The 23,419-nt window shown below is 40.9% G+C and carries 22 protein-coding genes and 2 rRNA genes; 10 read left to right on the top strand and 14 right to left on the bottom strand.

The genetic code is table 11. The annotated features are described in order from the left end of the window. Positions 1-7: 7 nt before the first annotated feature. Positions 8-3,277: a methyl-accepting chemotaxis protein gene (locus ATS75_RS19315; RefSeq protein WP_235591214.1), complete on the top strand. Its 3,270-nt coding sequence runs from the start codon at positions 8-10 to the stop codon at positions 3,275-3,277. 124 nt (positions 3,278-3,401) lie between these two features. Further along, the gene (locus ATS75_RS19310) at positions 3,402-3,887 is read left to right on the top strand and encodes a DUF4124 domain-containing protein (protein ID WP_058562054.1); all 486 of its coding nucleotides are present in this window, start codon (positions 3,402-3,404) and stop codon (positions 3,885-3,887) included. Here the strand turns inward: ATS75_RS19310 and ATS75_RS19305 are convergent. Continuing rightward, positions 3,882-4,994: an aminotransferase class V-fold PLP-dependent enzyme gene (locus tag ATS75_RS19305; protein ID WP_058562053.1), complete on the bottom strand. Its 1,113-nt coding sequence runs from the start codon at positions 4,992-4,994 to the stop codon at positions 3,882-3,884. The two genes, ATS75_RS19310 and ATS75_RS19305, sit on opposite strands and share 6 nt — an antisense overlap. Further along, on the bottom strand, positions 4,995-6,167 hold the full coding sequence (locus tag ATS75_RS19300; protein WP_058562052.1) for a PrnB family protein: 1,173 nt from the start codon (positions 6,165-6,167) through the stop codon (positions 4,995-4,997). 145 nt (positions 6,168-6,312) lie between these two features. Between ATS75_RS19300 and ATS75_RS19295 the strand changes: the two genes are divergently transcribed. The 4 genes from ATS75_RS19295 (at position 6,313) to ATS75_RS19280 (ending at position 12,066) form a co-directional block, all read left to right on the top strand. Beyond that, complete coding sequence (locus ATS75_RS19295) at positions 6,313-6,771, top strand: Lrp/AsnC family transcriptional regulator (protein ID WP_058562051.1); 459 nt, start codon at positions 6,313-6,315, stop codon at positions 6,769-6,771. Between the two features lie 63 nt (positions 6,772-6,834). Beyond that, positions 6,835-9,555 carry a CHASE domain-containing protein gene (locus ATS75_RS19290; protein ID WP_058562050.1) on the top strand — a complete coding sequence of 907 codons (2,721 nt, stop codon included), beginning with the start codon at positions 6,835-6,837 and terminating at the stop codon, positions 9,553-9,555. A 79-nt stretch (positions 9,556-9,634) separates the two neighbouring features. After that, positions 9,635-10,915 carry an alpha/beta hydrolase gene (locus ATS75_RS19285; RefSeq protein ID WP_235591213.1) on the top strand — a complete coding sequence of 427 codons (1,281 nt, stop codon included), beginning with the start codon at positions 9,635-9,637 and terminating at the stop codon, positions 10,913-10,915. 8 nt (positions 10,916-10,923) lie between these two features. Continuing rightward, positions 10,924-12,066, top strand: a complete 1,143-nt coding sequence (locus tag ATS75_RS19280) for a GNAT family N-acetyltransferase (RefSeq protein WP_058562049.1) — start codon at positions 10,924-10,926, stop codon at positions 12,064-12,066. Here the strand turns inward: ATS75_RS19280 and ATS75_RS19275 are convergent. Next, on the bottom strand, positions 12,050-12,643 hold the full coding sequence (locus ATS75_RS19275) for a DUF938 domain-containing protein (protein WP_058562066.1): 594 nt from the start codon (positions 12,641-12,643) through the stop codon (positions 12,050-12,052). The genes ATS75_RS19280 and ATS75_RS19275 overlap by 17 nt on opposite strands. Before the next feature lie 179 nt (positions 12,644-12,822). Between ATS75_RS19275 and ATS75_RS19270 the strand changes: the two genes are divergently transcribed. The 4 genes from ATS75_RS19270 to ATS75_RS19250 all read left to right on the top strand — a co-directional run bounded on the left by ATS75_RS19270 (position 12,823) and on the right by ATS75_RS19250 (position 15,870). Continuing rightward, entirely contained in the window at positions 12,823-13,005 is a 183-nt protein-coding gene (locus ATS75_RS19270) for a hypothetical protein (RefSeq protein WP_058562048.1), read from the top strand. A gap of 471 nt (positions 13,006-13,476) precedes the next feature. Further along, entirely contained in the window at positions 13,477-14,853 is a 1,377-nt protein-coding gene (locus tag ATS75_RS19260) for a class II fumarate hydratase (RefSeq protein WP_058562047.1), read from the top strand. Positions 14,854-14,981: 128 nt separating this feature from the next. Then, positions 14,982-15,464 carry a hypothetical protein gene (locus tag ATS75_RS19255; RefSeq protein WP_058562046.1) on the top strand — a complete coding sequence of 161 codons (483 nt, stop codon included), beginning with the start codon at positions 14,982-14,984 and terminating at the stop codon, positions 15,462-15,464. Between the two features lie 10 nt (positions 15,465-15,474). Continuing rightward, complete coding sequence (locus ATS75_RS19250) at positions 15,475-15,870, top strand: hypothetical protein (protein WP_058562045.1); 396 nt, start codon at positions 15,475-15,477, stop codon at positions 15,868-15,870. 17 nt (positions 15,871-15,887) lie between these two features. Here the strand turns inward: ATS75_RS19250 and ATS75_RS20695 are convergent, their stop codons facing one another. The 11 genes from ATS75_RS20695 to ATS75_RS19195 all read right to left on the bottom strand — a co-directional run. After that, positions 15,888-16,073: a hypothetical protein gene (locus ATS75_RS20695; protein WP_058562044.1), complete on the bottom strand. Its 186-nt coding sequence runs from the start codon at positions 16,071-16,073 to the stop codon at positions 15,888-15,890. 69 nt (positions 16,074-16,142) lie between these two features. Further along, positions 16,143-16,460, bottom strand: coding sequence for a hypothetical protein (locus ATS75_RS19240; protein WP_058562043.1), 318 nt, complete (start codon positions 16,458-16,460; stop codon positions 16,143-16,145). Beyond that, positions 16,457-17,095 carry a DUF4178 domain-containing protein gene (locus tag ATS75_RS19235; protein WP_058562042.1) on the bottom strand — a complete coding sequence of 213 codons (639 nt, stop codon included), beginning with the start codon at positions 17,093-17,095 and terminating at the stop codon, positions 16,457-16,459. Before ATS75_RS19235 ends, ATS75_RS19240 begins: the two co-directional genes overlap by 4 nt. A gap of 70 nt (positions 17,096-17,165) precedes the next feature. Further along, positions 17,166-17,858, bottom strand: coding sequence for a PspA/IM30 family protein (locus ATS75_RS19230; protein ID WP_058562041.1), 693 nt, complete (start codon positions 17,856-17,858; stop codon positions 17,166-17,168). A gap of 58 nt (positions 17,859-17,916) precedes the next feature. Further along, positions 17,917-18,330, bottom strand: coding sequence for a YjfI family protein (locus ATS75_RS19225; protein ID WP_058562040.1), 414 nt, complete (start codon positions 18,328-18,330; stop codon positions 17,917-17,919). A 79-nt stretch (positions 18,331-18,409) separates the two neighbouring features. Next, positions 18,410-20,062, bottom strand: a complete 1,653-nt coding sequence (locus tag ATS75_RS19220) for a polyamine aminopropyltransferase (protein ID WP_414858295.1) — start codon at positions 20,060-20,062, stop codon at positions 18,410-18,412. Positions 20,063-20,134: 72 nt separating this feature from the next. Further along, complete coding sequence (locus tag ATS75_RS19215) at positions 20,135-21,034, bottom strand: DUF350 domain-containing protein (protein WP_058562038.1); 900 nt, start codon at positions 21,032-21,034, stop codon at positions 20,135-20,137. A 38-nt stretch (positions 21,035-21,072) separates the two neighbouring features. Further along, positions 21,073-22,002, bottom strand: coding sequence for a hypothetical protein (locus ATS75_RS19210; protein WP_058562037.1), 930 nt, complete (start codon positions 22,000-22,002; stop codon positions 21,073-21,075). Between the two features lie 86 nt (positions 22,003-22,088). Further along, entirely contained in the window at positions 22,089-22,283 is a 195-nt protein-coding gene (locus tag ATS75_RS19205; protein ID WP_058562036.1) for a hypothetical protein, read from the bottom strand. 393 nt (positions 22,284-22,676) lie between these two features. Then, positions 22,677-22,791: ribosomal RNA gene (rrf, locus tag ATS75_RS19200) — 5S ribosomal RNA — on the bottom strand. A 133-nt stretch (positions 22,792-22,924) separates the two neighbouring features. Beyond that, positions 22,925-23,419 (bottom strand): 23S ribosomal RNA (locus tag ATS75_RS19195); the annotation flags it as partial.

Genomic DNA, 23,419 nt, shown 5'->3' with positions numbered 1-23,419 from the left:
ACGTTATATGAACATCAATATGGTTAGCCATACGATTAGAAATTTAGACCTTTCTAAAAAATTAATGAGCGCCTTTTTACTCGTGGCACTGATTCCTTTAACTATCGTCATCACCTTCGCCTTATCAAACTCATCCAAAGCATTGAACACACAAACCTACGCCCAGCTAGAGGCCGTTAGCGAGATTAAAAAAAGTGCCATTGAGCGTCATTTTAATGATATTAAGTCACAGCTTTTGTTTTTATCCGACAGTTCATTGGTGCATTCTGCGGCGATAGAGTTAACAAGTGCTTTTCATGATAACACCACATCAAAACAGCTAAACGATGCACAGTTAGCGCAACTCACACACTATTATGAAAATATATTTAATAATAAATACAGCCAAGAAAATAAAAATACAACGCGTACTTTTGATATGCATAAACAGCTAACAGCGCAGGCACAGTATTGGCAATACCATTATGTCGCCAACAATCCTCACCCTGTTGGCGAAAAGGCCAATTTACATAGTTCAACCGAAGATAACCTATACAATGTGGCACATGAAAAGTATCACGGCTTTTTATTTGAATTTGCTCAGCGGTTTGATTTTTATGACATATTCATAGTCGATAATCAGTCGTCTGAAGTGGTTTATTCTGTTTATAAAGAGGTGGATTTTGCCACTTCTTTAACGACAGGCCCATTTGCAAGTAGTAACTTAGCGTTAGCCTACGAACAAGCAAAAAATATTGGCGAAAAAGACGTTGTCTTTGTCGACTACCAACAGTATCTACCTTCTTATGACGCACCAGCGAGCTTTATAGCCACCCCACTTTACGAGCAAGGTGTACATACCAGCACCCTCATTTTTCAAATATCGATTGATGCATTAAATGTCATTATGACTGAGCGAGCAGGCTTAGGTGAAAGTGGCGAAACCTACCTCGTTGGGCCAGACTTTTTAATGCGTTCAGACTCATACCTTGATCCAAAAAATCATTCCGTTGTTAATTCATTTCGTTATCCAAAAACAGGCTCCGTTAAAACAACAGCGTCCATGCAAGCTTTGCAAGGAGAAACAGGGCAGCAGGTGATTACCGATTACAATGGGGCAAAAGTGCTGTCCTCTTATCAACCCATTAATGTTCTTGGTTTAAAGTGGGCTCTATTGGCTGAAATTGACAAACAAGAAGCGTTTGCCGCGGTGACATACTTAACCACTCTTTTGTTAGTTACTTCTGCAATATGTATTGCTATTGTGGTATTGATTGCCTTTGTATTTGCCCGGTCCCTAACACGCCCTGTTCAACTTCTCGTTGACACCATGCGCCATGTAGAACGCCAAGGTGACTTTTCAGTTCGCTCGCCAGTGCTATCTAAAGACGAAATTGGCTCGTCGGCCAGTGCCTTTAATTGCTTATTAGACGCCTTACAAAGCTCTATTTCACAAACTAATACGGTAATGAACAAAATGGCTGAAGGCGAATTTAATCACCGCATAACTGCAGATTGTAAGGGAGAATTATATTCATTAAAGCAGGCAACAAATAACTGTGCTAGCTCACTAGAGCAAGCAATGTCTGAAATTAATCATGTTATTGATGAAATGAGCCAAGGTAATTTCTCAACGCAAATTAACACCCCGATGCTCGGCCAACTCGCTACACTTAAGCAAAACATTAATGGTTCTTTGAACTCATTAGATAACACGATTGGTGAAATCGTGACTGTAATGGCCAACATAGAGCAGGGCAACTTTACTCAACAAGTAAGTAGCAGCGCGCAAGGCACATTAAAGCAACTTAAAGACAGTGTAAATAACTCTGTAAGTAGCTTATCTGGAGCACTGGACAACATAAGCAAAGTGATGAGTGCATTGCATGACGGTGACTTTTCAAAGCGCGTAGACCACCCCTTACAAGGGCAATTAGCGCTACTCAAGAATGACATTAACTCTAGCGTAGATAATCTCGCGCTGATCATTACAGATATCAATACGGTCATGGAAGCGGTTAGCAAAGGCGACTTTACGCAACAAGTAGAGTGCAATGCAAATGGCGAGCTGTTAACCCTAAAGTATAATATTAACGACTCTATCATGGGGCTTAATAATGCCGTCAATGAAATTTCAAATGTGATGATGGCCATAAGCCAAGGCAACTTTAATAAAATAATTGATATAGATATGTCGGGTCAACTTAACAACTTAAAGCTAGATATAAATAACTCGGTAGACAACTTAAATACAGTGATCACACAGCTTGCCACTGTGATGGCTGCAATGCGAAATGGGGATTTCAGCAAGCAGTTGGATATGCAAATGCAGGGGCAACTTGCTGAATTACAAAATGATGTCAATAACTCATTAAGTATTACAGCAGATGCCATTGAAGAAGTAACACAGGTTTTAAGCAGTTTAGCGCAAGGTAATTTAAACAAGCAAATTGAGCGAGATTACCTCGGCGTATTTGCAACGTTAAAAGACGACGTAAACCAAACCATTAATAAACTGACCAGTGTTATTGCCAGCATTCAACAAAGTGCTAATTTAGTATCGCAAAGTGCCTCTGAAATTGCGTCCAGCAATATCGAAATAAGCCAACGAACTGAAGAGCAAGCAGCAAATTTAGAGGAAGCCAGTGCAAGCAGTAATAATATGCTAGACGAAGTTGCTCAAGTCACGTTGAAATCTGATGAAGCCGTCGCACTTGCCAAAGAAGCACACACAACAGCCACCGAAGGCGGAGAGCTATCAAAACAAACCGTGGATGCCATTAATGAAGTGAACAATTCAAGCAAGGATATCAATGAAATTGTGTCTGTTATTGATGACATTGCATTTCAAACAAACTTACTCGCACTCAATGCAGCTGTGGAAGCCGCTAGAGCTGGAGACCATGGCAGAGGCTTTGCGGTGGTGGCCAGTGAAGTAAGGCAGTTAGCGGGTCGCAGTGCCGCATCAGCCAAGCAAATAAAAGGCATTATTAACACCAGCAATGAAAAAGTGAGTCAAGGAACAATCTTAGCGAGCTCTTCTGGGGAAAAGCTTGAACAAATTGTGACGGCGGTCAGTGCGGTGAATGAAATGACTGTCTCTATTAACAGCTCATCACTGACCCAACAGCAGGCGATTAAAGAAGTCGATGCCGTTGTTCAACGATTAACGACGTTGATACAAGAAAATTCAGCGATCACTGAAGAAACGATGGCGGCGGCAAAACAAATGTCAGATCAAGCCAATACGATGCGCAATTCACTGCAATACTTTACATTGAAAGAAGCGGTAAATTAAACCCGCATATTTAAGCGGTACTCGTGATAAAAATTTGCAGCAAACTACTGGTGAACTGCTTGATGCTATTGCTAAACTACACAAATAGGTATGGATATGTTTAAAGTCATTTTAGGGATTAGTAATGCAGGTGTTTTTAATCGTTGTTTTCTTCATTTTATCATTGCAGAGTACAGCCCAAGCCAGCACTGTTGTTTACAAATGTGATGTTAAAGGTGTGACAACATTTAGCCAGTTCCCTTGTGCTATAGACGCAGAAGAGATCACAATTAAACCGCCAAATGTGGCACACGTAAATCAACAAGAAAAACAAAGTAATGCTGGCGCTGTCGATAGCTACCTTGAATTACAAAAGGTTGACCGAGAAATTTCTCAGCTTCAGCGTTCTATCACGCAATTAGAGCACTCTTTTGCTGAGCGTAAAAAGCAAATAGGCTATATAACACAAGATAGTGCGAATAGGATGGGCGCTACGTCTATAGCGAATGCTATAGACATTAGAACACGCCAGTTAAAAAATCAGGTAGATCCACAAATCGACACTCTCAAGCAAAAAATAAAAACGCTCACGACACAAAAAAAAGAGCTACAAGACAAAGTCAGGTTATAGCACCTTCTTAATGACATCGATAAAACGTGCGATATCTTGTTTATCATTATAAATATGCGGCGATACACGTATCCCATAAGCTCTTTCATCCACACTAATGTCAGCGTCAACAAGTGCGTCTAACACCGCTTTTTGCGCCTCTGAGAAGTGTAAAATTGCAGTCCCGCTGCATGTGCCAGCACTTCGAGGCGAAACCACGTAATCACTTAATGATTTATTTAATTGTGCTAATAAAGCAAAGTTGTGCTGTCGTACAGTTGCCACCCCTAGCTTTGCAAAATAAGCAATACTGTGGCCCGCGATAACATAAGGGGCGATAGAAGGTGTACCTCCCCAAAAGCGCAAAGCCGTAGAGTGGTAATCAAAGTGATTAATATCAAACTCAAAAGGATTTTGATGCGAAAACCAACCAACATCTTTTGGCTGACAAACACTAAGCTGTGATTCACTGACCCACAGATAAGCCGCGCCCGGACCTGAGCATAACCATTTAACACTTGAACCTATCAAAAAATCGACCCCAACAGTGGACAAATCTAACGGTAATACCCCCGCAGATTGCGCTACATCCACTAAACTCAACGTATTATTACGCTTACAATACGCAGCTATTTCCTTTACTGGCGCTTGTTGACCCGTATTTGAATAGGCGTGGCTTATAAACACCAAATCAGTATCAGATTTTATGTGTTGCTGCCATACGCTAGCATCTGTCAGATCCAAATCACGAGGAATATAGTCAATCTGCGCCCCGTCAGGTAATGCTTTTTGCATTGCAAAGCCCATACTCGGAAAATCACTTTGCGCCATTAACACGCGACACTTAGCACCTGTAAAGCGCGGATGCGACATTAAAATTTTAGTTAGTGCGCTTGATAAATTGACTTGCGGACAGAACAGCTCCTTTTTACTATTAAACAGCTCACCTAACGCGCCAGTAAATCGCTCTATTGTTCCGAGCCATTGCTGCCACGGTTCTTTGTTCGTTAATTGCCAAGGAGCAAAAAAGTGGGCATTAAAATCATCTTGCCCTGTTTTTAGCGCTCGCCCTACTGAATGGTTTAATAAATAACAGCCCGAGGTTAAATGAAAGTCATTTTTGTACATTTACTTTTTTACCCATTGCTTTAACTGGGACAAATCGACATAACGTGTTTTAATATCATCACGCTTTGCAGCCGCACGGCGATCTCTTAGTTTTTCTAGTGAATCCAGTAATACATGTAAAGGTGGTCCGCTTGCTGTTACCTTTTGCATATGCTGCTGTTGCATCTGCTGAGCCGGCTGTGCAATAAACTTACTCACAAGCTGGTTATGATGGCCGATTGCGGTGTCTCCATGTAATTTACACACTTGAATAAACAACTTAGCATTGGTTTGAAACCACTCACTATCGCGCTGTGAACCACACGCGAGTAAATCATCCATAATACTTGGCATTCGCATAGACTCTCGCAGTATTTGCTGATCTTCAGGCATCATATATAAAAACTTATCCACCAGCATTTGCGAATAGCTAGGCTCATTTGCAGAGCACAGTCCAAGCAACATATCAATGACATTAATACCTGCAAAATCCCCTGCATTGGCCCCCCTATAAACCTCTTTACCCACGCGATAAGGTTTATAGTAAGGACGCACACAAAAGAAAAATCGTTCAGTGTCTAATTGAGTATAAAGGGCATGATTAGATTCAATCACATCAAGTAAAGCCTGTTTAGCTACCTCGAGTAAATCTTTGCATAATGGGTGGGAAATACCTAACGGTTGAATTTTTAACAGTGCATCAGCGGCGCGTTTGTAGGCCAAAATACCTTTGGTGTTGTAATCTATAAATAGCTTCTCATCTGGCAGATCAGTAAAACGCTTGTACAGACCATTTACCGCTTTATTATGAGTTGTTAAATGTGCAGTAGCAAAGCGAGGTGTTACACCTATTGAAGCACCAATGTGCATTGCTAAAGCTGATGCTTCCACTAATGGGGACGTAGTTTCACGAGAAGGCTCAGTAATCTCATGGCGCCTGCATGCAGCCATGTACAAGCCTACATTACCAAGTAAATCAAACGCGCTGTCAAAACCTTCATCAGTATTGCCTTCAGCTAATAGCTTATTAATATGGGCGTTACCCTCATGTTGAAGCTGGTGTTTATATTGCTCGCCTACAAACTCAACATTTGCTCTATCATCCTGTTGCCAGTATATTTTTTCAAGCTCACTGTTAATTTCAACAAAGCGTGTTCTTAGCCATTCATCAAATGCTTGAGTGTTTTTACTCATCTTTATTTTACTTTAACTATTTTTATTGCATTTATGTTAACAGATAGCATAGAGTAATAATCAGTAAAAATCGCTACTTAAAACCTTAAAAATTAGTGAATATCACTAAAAATAAACGCACAAATAACAATTGGCGCTAAGCTTTATGAATTTAGATAAAAAAGATCACCAAATCATTATGCATTTGCAGAAAAATGCCCGCTACGCGGTCTCACAGCTGGCAAGTGATATTAGTTTATCCGACACTCCTTGCTTAAGAAGAATAAAAAAGCTTGAAAGTACAGGCGTTATCAGTGGCTATCATGCTGCAATAAATCCCAAAAGTGTCGGTTTAAATGTGCTGGTGTATGCATTTGTAAGGTTAAATAAAAACTCCGTCGCAGCGGCAAATACATTTGAACAGCAAGCGAACAAATTTGATCATATTTTAGAGTGTTCTGTAATATCCGGTAGCTACGATTATTTATTAAAAATAGTAGCGACAGATCTAGAAAGCTACGAGCACTTTGTAAAGTTTAAGTTAGGTAGTATCGATTGTATTGCTAACATAGAATCCACTGTCGTACTTAAACAAACGTTTAGTAAAAAGCAGCTACCCTTATAAAGAGTCCGCATTTTTTTGTGATTTAGTTATACTAAAACAAGAATGGTAAAGGAATTTAGCAGAATGCATGTACACGTTTTTCAATCGAAACTAAGCTCGCTCTGTTTTTATATTCTTTTTGCATTGGCTTACTTCTTTGCAGGGAAGCTACTCACCACCTTTGCTTTTCAATCACAAGTTATCCCGATTTGGTTGCCTGCAGGTATCGCACTTGTTGGCTGTTTTATTTGGTGGTGGCGTTTTGTGCCAGCACTGTTTCTTGCTTCAATACTATTTAACCTTAGTATCGGCGATAATCCCCTCTCTCAAGATGTGCTCATTGGCACGACCTTTAAGGAAGTAACGTTTATAGGCTTAGGCGCGGTCTTGCAAGCACTTGTCGGAGCTACATTATTAAAATATTGGCTTGGTCATCCTTTATACCTTAAAACCAGAAAATCCATTATTTATTTTATTTTTCTTGTTGGCTTTATTGTTAGTCTTATATCAGCCAACATTGGCGTTTATGCATTATCAGAATTTAACCCTGCTTACAGCAGTGAACACCACTGGCGAAATGTTTTATATTGGTGGTTAGGAGATACGCTAGGTGTATTAATTGCGACGCCCCTATTATTAGCACTTATTCAACCAAAACATCAGCAATACCATGTTGCTCCTTTTCCGACCATTGCTGTATGCCTTGTATTATTTTTATCTGTTGCTGCAACCACAAAACTTTATAATCAAGAAAGCAGCTCAAATGCTCTACAAATAGCGAAAAGAGAGGCCTCTGTCATTGAAAACAGTCTACTGCACCACTTAAATCGTAGCCAAGTCACTGTGCAAAGTTTAGCGAGTTTAATACAATCCAAAACAACTTTAGATCAACAAGAATTCTATCGTTATACGTCCGAGCTACTCGCGCAAAACACCTATATCAAAGCGCTTTCTTGGAATGAAAAAATAAATCAAGATGATAGTCCCGCCTTCACTCAGCAAATGCGTGATATTTATGACGCAGATATAAGCATTAAAGGCTCACCACTCAGCGCTGATGACCCGTTAGTCGTGGTTAAATACATAAACCCATTGAAAACAAATCAATCGGCACTTGGTTTTAATGTGTATTCACGTGCCGACAGGCGTGCAACTCTGCTAGACCCGAGTATAAAATACCAACCAGTAAGTACTAAAATTATTCAGTTAGTACAAACAACAACACCAGAACCTGCCTACTTGTTATTTGCTCCGGTGTATCATCACAATAGCGATGGTGCAAAAATTGAAGGCTACGCAACTGGCGTATTTTTGGTTGAAAGCATTATAAAGCAAGCCATCTCTCAAGGGCAGCTTGCCATGTTTAACATCAATATATACCAAGATCAGATTCAGACCCCATTCTTTAGCAATGTGCAACATGCGTCGATGAAAAACCCGAAGCTGGCCACGATTACAATTAATTTCTCAAATCAAAAGTGGTTTATTGATTTAACGATAAAAGATGAATTCATACCGCACCAAACCAACCAATTCACCTTATTGCTTTTAGTGTTACAAGTTGTCGTATGTAGCCTTATTTTATTGGTGCTATTACTGTTTAACCACCAGCATATTGCACTGTCACGCTTGGTAAGTGAGCGAACCCGTTCACTCGAGAGTGCTAAAAAACAGTCAGATGAAGCCAATAAAGCGAAAAGTCGATTTTTAGCAAATATGAGTCATGAAATCCGTACCCCCTTAAACGCCGTTATTGGCTTTTCCAGCCTTGCTAATAAACGTGACGATTCCTCAACACTACTGCACTATATTGAACAAATTAATCTCGCCTCAAAGTCGCTACTGACCCTTGTTAACGACGTACTCGACATTTCAAAAATCGAATCCCAAAAACTGGTTTTAGAGCAACGTCCATTTGATTTAAATGCATTGTTAAAGCGCCTAGACAGCATGTTCAAGCAAACGGCTAAACACAAAGGGATTAAGTGGCGTGTTGATAACCAGTTGAATGATGATATCTGGTTTGAAGGGGATGAATTACGCATTGAACAAATTTTGCTAAACCTATGTAGCAACGCCATTAAGTTTACCCACCAAGGGCAAGTTACATTAACAGTGCTATCTCAAGAGAAATCAGATGAAAAACGGCTTATTTCTTTTAGTGTCGTAGATACCGGCGTGGGTATAGCCCCCTCAATACAAGCGAACTTATTTGATGCCTTTATCCAAGCGGATGATTCAACGTCTCGTCGTTTTGGCGGAACAGGCTTAGGGCTAGCAATAGCGAAGGAACTGAGCGTGTTAATGCATGGCGATATCACCTTACAAAGCGAAGAAAGCGAAGGCTCAAACTTTACCTTTGCTGTTGAGCTTATTACGCACCCTGCCCAGGAAATGGCAGAACTATTGAATGAGCAGATAGATTTAAGCCACCTAAAGATCCTTGTCGCTGAAGATAACAAAGTAAACCAAATGGTAATAAAAGCGATGCTGGGTTCTTTAAATATCAAGCCTACGTTGGTTGAAAATGGTGAGCTTGCCGTTGAATGCGTTAAGAATGAACACTTTGATCTGGTCTTAATGGATTGTCAAATGCCAATCATGGATGGCTACCAAGCCACCATCAGTATTCGCCAATTTAAAAATGCTGAGCAACTACCTATCATTGCCCTGACAGCAGACGTAATGCCGCAAGATAAAGCGCATGCATTAGCAATCGGTTTTAATCAACACCTTGCAAAACCACTCGAACTCGCTAAGCTAGCAAAATGCTTAACTTATTATGTTGTTAATAATGAAGATTAAAGAATTTATTTGCTCATTTAGCTTAGTCGTTTCGCTCTTTTTTAGTATCACTACAGTTGCTGCCACAGGTGTCAACTGCATGAGCCAGTTAACAGATATCGATTTTATTATCAGCAGTAAGCATCAAGGCCTGCTACGATTTGAAAATACGCCCTCAGAGCACCGCTTTTCGTACCAAACTGATAACAGCTTTAGCGATTACTTGGATTTTGCTTATCAACATATTCGCCAAAGTAATCCACGCGCAGCCATGCCATGCCCATTTCCTACCGCAACCTATAAGCAATTAGTGGAACAAGGATCACGCCCTAAAGACCCCAATATAGCTGACCTGATTGCGCCTTTTGAACTTCGCCAACCTGATAATCAAAAGGCTGTTTTACTGGTGCATGGCTTAACTGACTCGCCATTTACTTATCATGATTTAGCGCAGATTTACTTTCAACAAGGCTACACGGTTAGAACACTTCTTTTACCTGGTCACGGAACGGCCCCTGATGCATTAAAAAACATAAGTGCCCAACAATGGCAGCAAGCAACAGACTACGCTATTAACAGAACGCTAAAAGACTATAAGCAAGTTGTGTTAGGTGGGTATTCTACTGGTGCCGCACTCCTTATTAATTATTTAACCACTCAGCCAATGGTGAGCGAGAACCTTAAGGCATTAATGCTATTCTCTCCCGCCAGCGAACCACACAATAAAAATGGGTGGGCAGCCAAGTGGATTGATTTAATTCCCTTTGTTAATTGGATTGACAAAGACGCTGACATTGATTTTGCGAAGTATGAGTCTTTTCCTTGGAATGCAGCAGCGGCGGCTGATGATGCCATGCGTATGATTGCGCTTGAACACATAGAAAAACGCACATTTCCTGCCATTCCTGTATTTACTGCCTTAAGTGATATTGATACCACAATAGACAGTAAAGCCACGCTCGCTTTACTCTCTACTTTACATAAAATAAGTCCCCGTAATACACCTAGCCTTGATACCTTGGTTCTCTATGGCGATAAAAATGTGATACCCAGTCAATTCCCTAACAGCTACACTATTCATAACCCACAATGTCGTGCTCACCACTGTAAAGACATTCAGGGTATATCACATATTGCCGTCGTCAATTCCCCTAGCCACCCACATTACGGTATAAACGCACTCTATCGAAATTGTGGCAGCTACCTCGATGACGAAACGCTTTATACATTATGTAAAACAACTGAAAAGCCAACTTTGGGTGAGCGAACAACGGACAATGTAGCTCGTTTTAAGCCCTTTCAACGCCTAACATTTAATCCTTACTTTAGCGAGCTGAGTAACCAGATAACACAGTTTTTAAACACTGTAGAACAACAATAGGCCATTATATGTCGCGCTTTAACCATCAGTGGTTCACGAGTATAGATGACATAGATGCCACACTATGGAATACATTTTTTGGTGAGAACCCATTCACTGAACACGCATTCTTGTATGCGCTAGAACAAAGCCAATCAGCCTGTGATACAACTGGGTGGCAGCCATTGCATTTAGCCATCTATGAAAACCAACACATTATTGCACTGGCCCCGGGTTATTTAAAAAGCCACTCCTATGGTGAATATGTATTTGATTGGGCATGGGCTGAAGCCTTCCAACAACATGGTTTGGCATATTACCCTAAATGGCTATGTGGCTCGCCTTTTAGCCCCATTGAAGGTGAAAGAGTCGCCATACGCCATACACAACCTCAGGCTGTATCACGCTATGTATGCGAGGTGCTTAATCAGCAATGCAGAGAAAATGGCTGGTCTGGTTGGCATATTAATTTTTGCCCTGAACAACATACCGAATTGTTTGTTGAGCATAACGCCATGACACGTAAGGGCGTTCAATTTCAATGGTTCAACCGTGGGTATGACAATTTTTCTGACTTTTTACAAAGCTTAAATGCCCGTAAACGCAAAGCTCTAAAAAAAGAACGAAATAAAATTACACAACAAAACATCACAATAAAGTGGTTACAAGGCAATCAAATTACTCGCACGACAATGAGCCAATTTTGTGAATTTTATCAGCGTACTTATTTAAAACGTTCAGGCCATATGGGCTACTTAAATCATGAGTTTTTTATTTTATTACATGCATTAATGGCTGATAAGTTAGTCATTATGCAAGCCATTCAAAATGGCCATGTCATTGCTGCGACTTTGAGTTTTAAAAGCGAGAATACTTTATATGGTCGATATTGGGGCGCAGTCGATGAGATTGATTGCCTGCACTTTGAGCTGTGTTATTACCAAGGTGTTGAGTACTGTATTGCTAACCAACTGCACTGCTTTCATTCTGGCGCGCAGGGTGAACACAAAATAGCCCGTGGTTTTGAACCTGTGTTTACGCACTCGATCCATACAATTATCAATGAAGACTTTAGCCGCGCAATCGCAGACTTTTTGAAACGAGAGCACCTTCATACTGTTGCTTATCAGCAGCATTGTAAATCATTGCTGCCGTTTAAGCGTGACGTTTAAAAACTAATAGCTGGTTATTTGCGGGCATTTTATGATCTTCAAGTAGCGTTAAACCCGCAAGTTCACCAAGTGTGACAATGTATTCAAAGTCGCGAATGCCACTTTCACTGTCTTGGCCTTTTAAAAACTCATCAAAACGCTGGTTACTTTCACTTGTGTACTGACCCTGATATTTAAAGGGCCCATAAATACAGACAACTCCCTCGGGCGCTAAATGCCGTTTAATACCGTCAAAAAAACACTCAACCAAAGCCCTGCTAATTATGTGTAGCGTATTCGCAGTATAAATAGCATCCACACTAGTAATTGGCCATGCATGATTTAAATCCAGTGTCAGCGGCGCATGTAAGTTGCTTAATTGCGCTTCATCAATCCATTGCTGAATACCGCCATGATTGATTAGTCTATCGCTAGTTTGCCACTCTAAATGCGCTAAATGCATCGCAAAATGCACACTGTGTTGCCCTGTACCTGAGCCAACTTCTAAAACGTGTTTACTATTGCTAAAACAGGTTTTTAGCACGGTTAATATAGGATCTTTATTGTTTTCACAGGCCTGGGAAAAAGGTTTATTCATTTGCATTTACGCACCAAAACTAAGGCTATTTGCACAATAGTAAAGCAAAATTCATGACGTTTGTCTTTTCAAAAAAGTAAAAGTAAAAATACACATTAATTATCAATGCATTATAGAAAAAATAAAACTTGGTATACCTTATGCAACATTATTTGTGAACCAACAGTTAGGAGAATACCATGTATGTATCTAAATTTAATGCACTCGACGCAGCCATAGCAGCAAACGAAAAACCTGATAGCGAAAAAATGACATGTGATGAGCGAGCAACTGTCATTGATTTATTGTCACAAGCTAACAAACTGAAAAAGAGCTTAAAAGAACATGAAACAGATCAAATTTTCATTCTCGGCTACAATTAATATTCAACTTTTTACACACGTTTTATCTTTCCAAACTTGCATGAAATCCAATTAACTGTAATGATAATGGTTATCAATACATTTAATTGGATTTTTTATGCTTGCCCATCAATCAATGCTTTATTATCAGCAGCAAATGAAATGTCTTTCCCTACGCCCCAGCCTCCATGCCCCTGTGATCGTTGCCAATTATATTGAATCGGGACTGACAACAGCACGCTATTACGAAAAAAACCACTGTGTGATTTTACAAGAGCTCTACCTGAGACGCACTTTTCATGAAATTCTTAACAAACTATGCGACTCTCTAATTCATTGCGCTATTCGTAAGCAGTGCATAACACAATTGTATAAACCACTATTAGCATTAAAGCGCTTCTATAAAGCCCACCACAGTACTGAAACGTACCTTACACTTGAGCGAGAAGCCCGTATTCTTAGTCACGAATTCAACCCTTTTCAGGAGCTTTTATGAGCGAATTTAGAACAGATTTTGACAGTATGGGAGAGCTACAAGTCCCGGCTGATGCCCTTTACCAAGCACAGACTCAGCGCGCAGTGAATAACTTTGCTATCAGTGATTTAACGATGCCTAAACAATTTATTACCGCATTGGCTTATATTAAACAGGCTGCCGCCCAAACTAATTGTGAACTTGGTCACCTCAACAAACAAAAAGCGCAAGCGATAGAGCGAGCATGCCAAGAAATTATTGATGGTCATCATTTAACTCATTTTCCAATTGATATATTTCAAACGGGTTCCGGCACAAGTACAAATATGAATACCAACGAAGTGATTGCAACACTTGCTAGCCGCTATAATAAAGGCACCATACATCCAAATGACGACGTAAACATGGGGCAAAGCTCTAACGACGTTATCCCAACAGCCATCGCTGTAAGCAGTGTTATTAACGTCGTGTATGAGCTATTTCCAGCACTTGAACACCTCTGTCAAATGTTAGAGCGAAAGAAAGCTGAAGTAGGCGATATTGTAAAAACAGGCCGTACGCACTTGATGGATGCAATGCCAGTCACCTTTAATCAAACGTTAACTGCATGGCAATATCAAATCAACACAGCCATGGCAGCAATTCGTCATAGTCTAGAGGGGGTGTCAGCGCTTGCTCAAGGCGGGACAGCGGTCGGGACTGGCATCAATGCAGATCCCTTATTTGCAGAACAATTTTGTAAAAATTTAAGTGTTAATGTAGGTATACGGTTTACCTCAAGCAAAAACTTTTTTTATAACATAGGCTCTCAAGACGCTATCGTCTCTCTATCTGGGCAATTAAAAGTACTTGCAGTGGCGCAAATGAAAATAGCCAATGATTTACGTTGGATGAACTCAGGGCCTCTAGCGGGGCTCGGCGAAATTGAACTAGAAGCATTGCAGCCTGGGTCTTCAATTATGCCTGGGAAGGTAAACCCAGTTATACCCGAAGCCGTTGCAATGGTAAGCGCACAAGTCATTGGTAATGATGCAACAATCACTGTGGCTGGGCAATCGGGTAATTTTGAGCTTAACGTTATGCTCCCTGTCATCGGTTATAACATCTTGCAAAGTATCGAGCTGCTTTCAAATAGCAATCGTGCGTTAGCTGATAAAGCTATTCGTACCTTTAAAGTAAATCAATCGAATATTGATAAAGCGCTAGCAAAAAATCCTATTTTAGTGACAGCCTTAAACCCCGTTATAGGCTATGCAAAAGCAGCTCAAATTGCAAAGCAAGCGTACCAAAGTGGTCAGCCAATCATCGATGTGGCAGAGCGTGAAACCGAGCTTTCTCGTGGCGAACTAGAAGAATTACTTAACCCCACCAAACTGACTAAAGGTGGCTTATAAACTTTAAATAAATAAACGAGTAAACAGTAGTTTGCTAGTTTAGCTTTTTGAATGTCATAGTTTTTATTGCTGTGCCATGTGCAAAGTGTATGATAGTGCTTACTTGTTAATCACTCTTAAGGCTAGTTATGCGCTTTTCATTATGTGTTGTTTTATTACCCCTTTTTCTTGCGGGCTGTTCTGATGCAGCAATATCTGACGCGCCTAAAGCAACTGAACTCCAACCAGCGCCACCTGCGTTAACTAAAAAAAACCAAGCCGCGGATATTAAAAACGAAAATAAAACAGTGTCTAGAGCCGCTATCCAAGCTGCCAATACACAATTAAAAACACTCACGGAAAACACCAGCTGTGACAGCAGTACCCAGTGTCGTGTATTACCTGTAGGCAGTAGGGCCTGTGGTGGGCCGAGTAATTACCTTATTTATTCAACTAAGCATTCGAATAACGAAGACGTTGAAAAACTCGCTAAACATATAACCTCTCTAGAAAGCCAGTTTAACGCGCAAACTGGCATGATGAGTATTTGCCAGCATCTGACAGCACCAGCAACGCAGTGCAGTGATAATAAATGTGTTAAAATTGAAGGTAATGCGACAAGTGTTTATTAAGGAAAATAATATGGGGTCTATTTCATATTCTAACATGCTGGTCATCGCCGCCAGCCTATTTATTGCAACTGGCTGTGAAAGTACTTTTGACACTCATTCTTCTGGCTCAGTAAACTTATCTAAAGCGAACAGCGCGCTTTCAGAGCTGGTTCAAGACACCTCCTGTACAGCAAGCTTTCAATGTAAGGTACTCGAAGTTGGCCAACGCGCATGTGGCGGCCCTAGCAGATACGTAGTGTACTCGAATCTAAATACCGAACAAAAAAAAGCCGAACTATTAGCCGAGCAGATTACTGAGCAGGAAACTCGTCAAAATCAATCTAATGGCGCCACTGATTGCTCCCCTGTTTTGCCTGTACAGGCACTGTGTATTGATAAGCAGTGTCAGGCATTCGAAACAAAATAATATGCCATATCTATGCGCTAAACCAGAAATGGAATTAGCGCAGATATTATTAACACGCCAATAATACACACCCCTGCTTTGAAGATATGCTGCATGGGCATGTCTTTCTTTATCCAATACGCATAAATAAATCGCACAAAATAACTCGCAGCAGTGCCGAACAAAGCGAAAATAATTAGATAGGCGATTAAAACGATATTCACAGCAACTCATTTTTATAAGAATGAAAGCCCTCAGTGTAAGGGCTTAACTGTAATAAGGCAAAGTTGTGACTATTTTTTGTTACTGTATTCAATGAGTAGCTCAGCGACTTGTTGTTTCACCGCTCGCTTATCATCCGCAGGCACCCCAAAGCGCTCTGCAAGTAATGCAATCTCTTCATCGTTGAGATTAAATGACAACCGTTGGCGAGTTTTTTTTGACTTAACATCCAGCGTTAAAATTTTACGGATCATATCCGATGGCGTAAGCTCTTGATCAATTGCTTGCTTTTTTATTGATTTTTGTACTTCGCTGCTTAAATCAAAGGCCATTTGCGTTGCTCTTACAGCTTGTTCTTGCCGCTGCCACTTAGCCTTTGCGTCACTCACTGTGTATCCCCTGGAAATAAATCTACGATATCAGAAATGGGCCGCGTTAATGTAAGTGATACTTCAGTTTCCCCTCCATCCCAGATTTCAATATTAAGACTATGACTTTCATCATCTGACGCCAAGCATATCATTTCACAAGGCTCTCCACCCTCTTGCTCATAACGAGGTAAAGATTGAGTGCGATAATCTTGCTTATGGAAGTAACACACAAAAGGAGATTCACTTTGTTGGTACGTTTTACCTAAAAACTGCATAAACTTTTCAGGGGCATTTTTAACCTCAATAAAGGTTAACTCCTCTTCATCAAAAATACGTGCAAACTCATCAAGTGTAAATATAGAGTCAACGTCATCACGCTGGATTTTTATCGAAAAATTAGCCCACTGCTCGCCATCTTCTTGCTCTATCTGTAAAAAGACAACCTGCCCACTATTGGTCTCTAATACAAACTCTGTATCGCTACTGTGCTGATATTGGTAAGTCTGCACATCAATCACACGTACAGTCTGCCCTTTCAACCAGGTAGGGTAAGCAAATGAGTCGATAATACTTAGCATATCGCCTTTTTTTAGATCGCTAGCATGAGTTAATTGACGTTCTGGGGCTTTTTTAGATTTAAAAAAATTAAACATAGAATGCCTCTTAAGCAAAAAAGGTAACGAGCAAATGCAACGTTACCTTTTTAAAAAGTTTGAATAAGGGTTAGCCGTTTTGCTTAGCTTTAATACGCGCTAAAATATCAGCACTTTTTGGGCTGGTATCACCGATGCCGGCTTCAGCCATTTTAGCTTTCAAATCGCCACCACTTGTTTCTGCCTCTAGCTCTTTTGCAGCACCAAGTTGGTCGCTACGATCTTGCTGGCGTTGCTTAATACGCTCTAATGACTGACGCGCATTCGTCATCGATGAGCTATTCGTATTCAGCGTGCTGTTTACTGCCATCGTTGCTTGTTGAACGCTTTCAGTGGTTTTCACCATTGTTAGCTGACGTTGATTTTCTTTAATCGACTTTTCAGCATCTTTTACTTGCTGCTTTAAAGTTACGATGTGATTACTAAAACCGGCCAACACTTGTTCATGCTCTGCTTTTTCATTTTCAAAATCACCAATTTTCTCAGCAATTTCGAGTGCTAAAGCCTCGTTACCTTTTTCAAGAGCTTGACCAGCATACGCTTCATGCTCAGAGATTGAGGCATCAAGTGCGCTCAATGCACGCTTTGTTTGCATTTCCTTTGCCATGACTTCTGTTAGGCTTTTCTTTGCACGCTGTAATGCATTTTGCGCATCTGCAATTTCTTGCTCAAAAATACGGATACCATTTGCATCAACGATTGCTTCACCGGCTTCACGTGCACCGCCACGAACTGCTGTAAATAATTTTTTTAATATACTCATAATCTTAACTCCACTTAATAGAACTTGCTGTTATCTAATTGCACTGATAAATAAGATATTAATCATTCAAGTACAGGGTCACAGCTTCTAGGGCATCAATTGCGTTATCGGCTAACGTCACTAACTCATGGGTGATATCATCAAACGATGAGTTCACTGAAAGCGCACCAAAAATTGCATATTTATCATCAATTTTGGCGAATGCACTTAAAGGAATTGGCACATTCAAGCGCAATAACGTTTCGTTTAATTCGTGACGTAAATCGGGTTTTACTTCGTCATCTGCAAACAAGTAGCTAATGCACAATAGTTGCTCTTGTGTTTGCGTAACAAAAATTGGAAGTTCATCATTTCCATCAACAATGACTTGTAACACATCTTGCTCGCCTGGATTGGCTATCAAGAAAGATTCAAAGTTAGCGCCTTCAGTTTCAAAAGAAGCTAATTTTATTGAAAGTTCGTTTAATTCCATGTCTCTGCCTTTTTGTTATTTGACATATTATGTCTGAGTTAAGATTCGCATGAGCGACATATTATGTCAACTCTATTTATCAATTTTTATACAGTTCACTTTCCATTTGCCATGCACTGCGATAATAATCATACAAGGTACCTGAGCCTAATCTATTGACTTCAATATCCTTTATTTGTTCAAAGTAATGATTTGGAAATACAAATGAGGCTAATAAATATTTTTGACTAACCCATCGAGAAGCCACAGATAATTTAACAACATCATTGATTCGTTCACTGGCTGATTGCCCACGAGTCGTCGCAATAGTCCATCCCCATTGCCCAAATGAGGGGATATTTTGCTGATACTGCTCGACATGTTTAAACCCAGCCGCTTTGACCGTTTTCCCTATACTCAAAAATGCTTTTTTTGCATGATAAGGTGATGTTGATTGCACTGCCATCGCCCCATCAGGAGCAAGCAATTGGCGAATATGGTTATAGAAATAATCGCTGTACATTTTATTCAAGTCAGGGTGGTTTGGGTCGGGTAAGTCAATAATAATAGTATCGAACCGCTTACCTTGATCAAGTAATCGCTCTACTTCTATAAATGCATCGCCAACAATCACGTTAGCCCTTGGGTCATCCATCGCATTTGCATTGAGTTTAGTTAACCTGTTAACGATTTCAACTGGCGCGTTAAACTCATCACTTTTATGACCAAATAAGTTAAGTAACTGGCCATCCAAGTCGATTAACGTGACCGCTTTCACTGGCCACTTCAAAACATCGCGCATAGCAAGCCCATCACCACCACCCACGATTAAAACGTCATCGTGACGATTTGAAGCTAACAACGCAGGATAGACGAGCATTGAGTGGTAAATTTGCTCATCAATACTTGAGAATTGTAAACGCCCATTTAGATATAAATCAGTAATAGGATCTGGTTGATTACGGCTAAGTCTTTCAGTTAAAACAAGGTGTTGGTATTTTGTTGCTTCTGAGTAGATGACTTTATCTTTATAAAGCACATTACTTAAATCTTTCATCCAGCTACTGCCAAACACTAAAATAAAACCAAATAAGACGAGTAAACCAACGTGACATGCAAGAAGCAATTTAGCAAAGCGTACATAGCTGTGGTAACGCCACAAGAAAGCTAAGCCTGCCACAATGTTAAATAAAGCAGTCCAAGCAGCCGCTTGCATAATGGGCATAGAGAGCATTATGCTCACCCAAATTGCAGCGCCGATACCCGCACCAATATAATCCGCCCCATATATTGTGCCTGCATTATTTTCTAAAAATCGTCCGTACACTTGCTGACGTATTCGGGCGATAAGTGGTATCTCCATACCTATGAGCAAACCAAGTAATAAACCAAACACATAAGGAAGGAAGCGTGACCATTCTTGTAGCTTTTGAAACACGTAGCCGTTGAGTACGGTATCGGCGGGTAAGTTAAAAATCTGTGAAAAAATATGGGGCAATGAATAACTGACAGCAATCACACTCGCGATCGCTAAAATGCACCCCATCCCCACTAAAGCAATAATACTCTCTAGCCATGCAAAAGCGGTAAAGGCATCTTTAAACCAACGAGCCAGAAACGCGCCGATCCCCATTGCAACAATCATTGTGCCGATCATGGCATAAATCGCACTTTCAACAGAGCCTAAAACACGCCCTGCATAATGCGATAATAAGTATTCATAAATAAGGCCACACCCAGCAAGCACAGCCATAACAGTAATTAATAAAAAATCATGCCCAAGTAAGGCATGCTTACTTGGGGCAGTTGTAGTATTTGACAAACCTTATGCGCCTAATAGTGTAGCCATAGTGATACCAACGGCAAATGATATTGCGGCTGAAATAGTTGCTACACCCACATTCTTTTGGCGGTTTACCTCATCTGAAATATCACACCCTGAAAGAATTATTTTTATTGTAATAAGGTGTAACACTATAAATACAATCACACATACCAGCGCACTGAGAGCCCAATAGACAAGACTTGCATTGATATTTTCTGCTACATAAGGCGCAATACCTGAGGCTGCTGTTATAGCAAGCGAGCTACCAATTAGGAAACCTGCGTAGCGTATACCCACTGCTAGGTTGCCATCAATGATGGCCTGCTGTAGGCAATCACCACTTCGGTTAGTACGCTTGAATAATTGCACACGATATTGGCTGATCAATAACAACGCTATACTACCTATAACAAAAGCCGCTACCACAATAGGCAGCCCATACCAACCCTCTGTTGCAACCCAAAACAAGGCTGAACGAATCACAATCGCAACACTGACAACGTGACCAAAATCAATGATCGCCGCGGTCGCATTTCCTTTTACTATTTCGTCATGCAGGCTTACTTTTCGCAGCGCCACTTTATCTTGAAAGAAGTGACCTAACTTAATGAGTACAATAGCAAGCAGGCCATAGGCTGTCATTTGAAGCGCTTCTTGTTGCAAAGTTGCAGCAAATGCTCCACTGCTTACACCGGTTAAAACAATCGCTAAAGCGACTAACCCCGCGGCAAAACTAATACCGAACGCAAAATTATCACGCTCTGTAATTTCATCGTTTGCATGTAAATTAGAAACCCAGCCTTTAATAAACTTGAGGCTGACAAATAAAGCGATAATAATCACAAAATCGATAGCTATCGCTTGTAGCGACCACATCGTTATTCCATTAAATTCATACATTTTCTTTTGACTCCAACACTAATTCTTTACCTAAAAGCTTATTTACCACGACTAACGCCACGAGAAGTTCGACTATTACTATTTCTTACTGACCCTGCACTTTTACTGTAACTACTCTTAGAATAACTGCTTTTGGATTTAGGCGGGGTATAACTACTGCGACTCAGACCTGACGCACCCGTTTTTTTACTCGCATAAGGACTTGTAAATTGTTTGCCTTGTCGCTGGTAGGATTGTCGAGTTCTAGTTTCTACAGCTGTTTGTGCTTTCATTTGCTTGGGGCTGGTGTAACGAGCACGACCATAATCATTATAATAACTGTATTTCCGTCGTTTACTCCAGCTACCATATTCAACACGGTCAAATACATCGCCTAGAATACGATACATGCCATACCACTGCCAAAAACTAATCCCACTACTGTTTGTTTGCCAATTCCCGTAATTGGGATTGCCAACAAGCTGGTTCCCTTCTCCCACACCTTCAGCCTGTTGGCTTATAGCGCCAACACGTGCCAAGCTGTTATCAGACATATCAGCGAGCATATTGATGGGATCAGTGAGTGCATCTGCAAACAAAGTAGGCTTTGCAGCATCTCTCAATAAGTCTAGATTACGCAATGTGTCTTCGTAAGGAGGAATAAGGTGTGTGCCTTTTATATCAGTCAACCGCTGTTGCAAACTAGAATAAAGCGCACCGTTACGCGTTGCATCTTGAGCCATTACAGATGCTATTTGCGAAAGTTGAGGTTTTTCATTACTGAGTATTCGCGCATATTCAGTTAACAATACAGCGTTACGAATAGACCCATTATCCAAGGCTTTACCAAGCCCCTCTAATTCGACTTCTGCTTTGGTTATAGATTGTTGAATTGTTTGTTGCAACTGCTCTTCTTTAGACTGACAGCCCATAAGCAAGCTTATCAAACAAAACAAGCTGATAAGTTTCCAAGCTTTTATATCCGACATTCATGTCACCTGATTTACTAAATTAACTTAACTAGTTTTACACAGCTCAGTTATTAAACCAACAATGAAATTGCAACAAGATAATATTAAGGGACAAAATCTAGCACTACGTCTTTAAATGTAACTATGGCACTGGTTAGCATAAAGGCTAGTTCGGGTACTTCTACGCGCTGTTTCATTTTTGAATGCAACATGGGGTTTTGGCCTGATATATTTGCTTTATCCCAGACAACAAAAAACCCGCTACATTGCTGTAACGGGTTTCTCTTATTTGGAGCCATGGTGCGCTACGCAGTAGGATGACCGCGTGCCTACAGCAGTAAAGAGTCACATAATAAATGCTACACCAACGTTGGCCTTTACGCCGTTTCACTTCAATAATGAGTACAACATGAGGGCGTGGCCTGATGTATTCTCTTTATCCCAGACAACAAAAAACCCGTCACATCGCTGTAACGGGTTTCTCTTATTTGGAGCCATGGTGCGCTACGCAGTAGGATGACCGCGTGCCTACAGCAGTAAAGAGTCACATAATAAATGCTATACCATCGTTGGCCTTCACGCTGTGTCGTTTCACTCCTGAGTACAGCAAGAGGGCGTGGCCTGATGTATTCTCTTTATCCCAGACAACAAAAAACCCGTCACATCGCTGTAACGGGTTTCTCTTATTTGGAGCCTGGCGATGACCTACTTTCACATAACAAATGCTACACTATCATCGGCGCTGTTTCGTTTCACTACTGAGTTCGGCATGGGGTCAGGTGGGTCCAAAACGCTGTTGTCACCAAGCAAATTTGGTGTCAGTCCGTATTGCTACGCACTAACTAAAATTTGGAATATCTGATAATAAAGTTTTCTGTAATCTACTTTAGTCTATTAACTTCTGCGCTTAAACAGTCACATAAAACGCGTTTGGCGTTGTATGGTTAAGCCTCACGGGTAATTAGTACAAGTTAGCTTAACATGTCGCCATGCTTCCACATCTTGCCTATCAACGTTGTAGTCTTCAACGGCCCTTCAGAGACTTTAAAAGTCTAGTGAGAACTCATCTCGAGGCCTGCTTCGCGCTTAGATGCTTTCAGCGCTTATCAGTTCCGAACGTAGCTACCGGGCAATGCCATTGGCATGACAACCCGAACACCAGCGGTTCGTTCACTCCGGTCCTCTCGTACTAGGAGCAACCCCTCTCAATTCTCAAACGCCCACGGCAGATAGGGACCGAACTGTCTCACGACGTTCTAAACCCAGCTCGCGTACCACTTTAAATGGCGAACAGCCATACCCTTGGGACCGACTTCAGCCCCAGGATGTGATGAGCCGACATCGAGGTGCCAAACACCGCCGTCGATATGAACTCTTGGGCGGTATCAGCCTGTTATCCCCGGAGTACCTTTTATCCGTTGAGCGATGGCCCTTC

This window comes from Pseudoalteromonas sp. H105 (genome assembly GCF_001469215.1).
Classification (GTDB): domain Bacteria; phylum Pseudomonadota; class Gammaproteobacteria; order Enterobacterales; family Alteromonadaceae; genus Pseudoalteromonas.
This window is presented reverse-complemented; position numbering and strand designations above follow the sequence as displayed.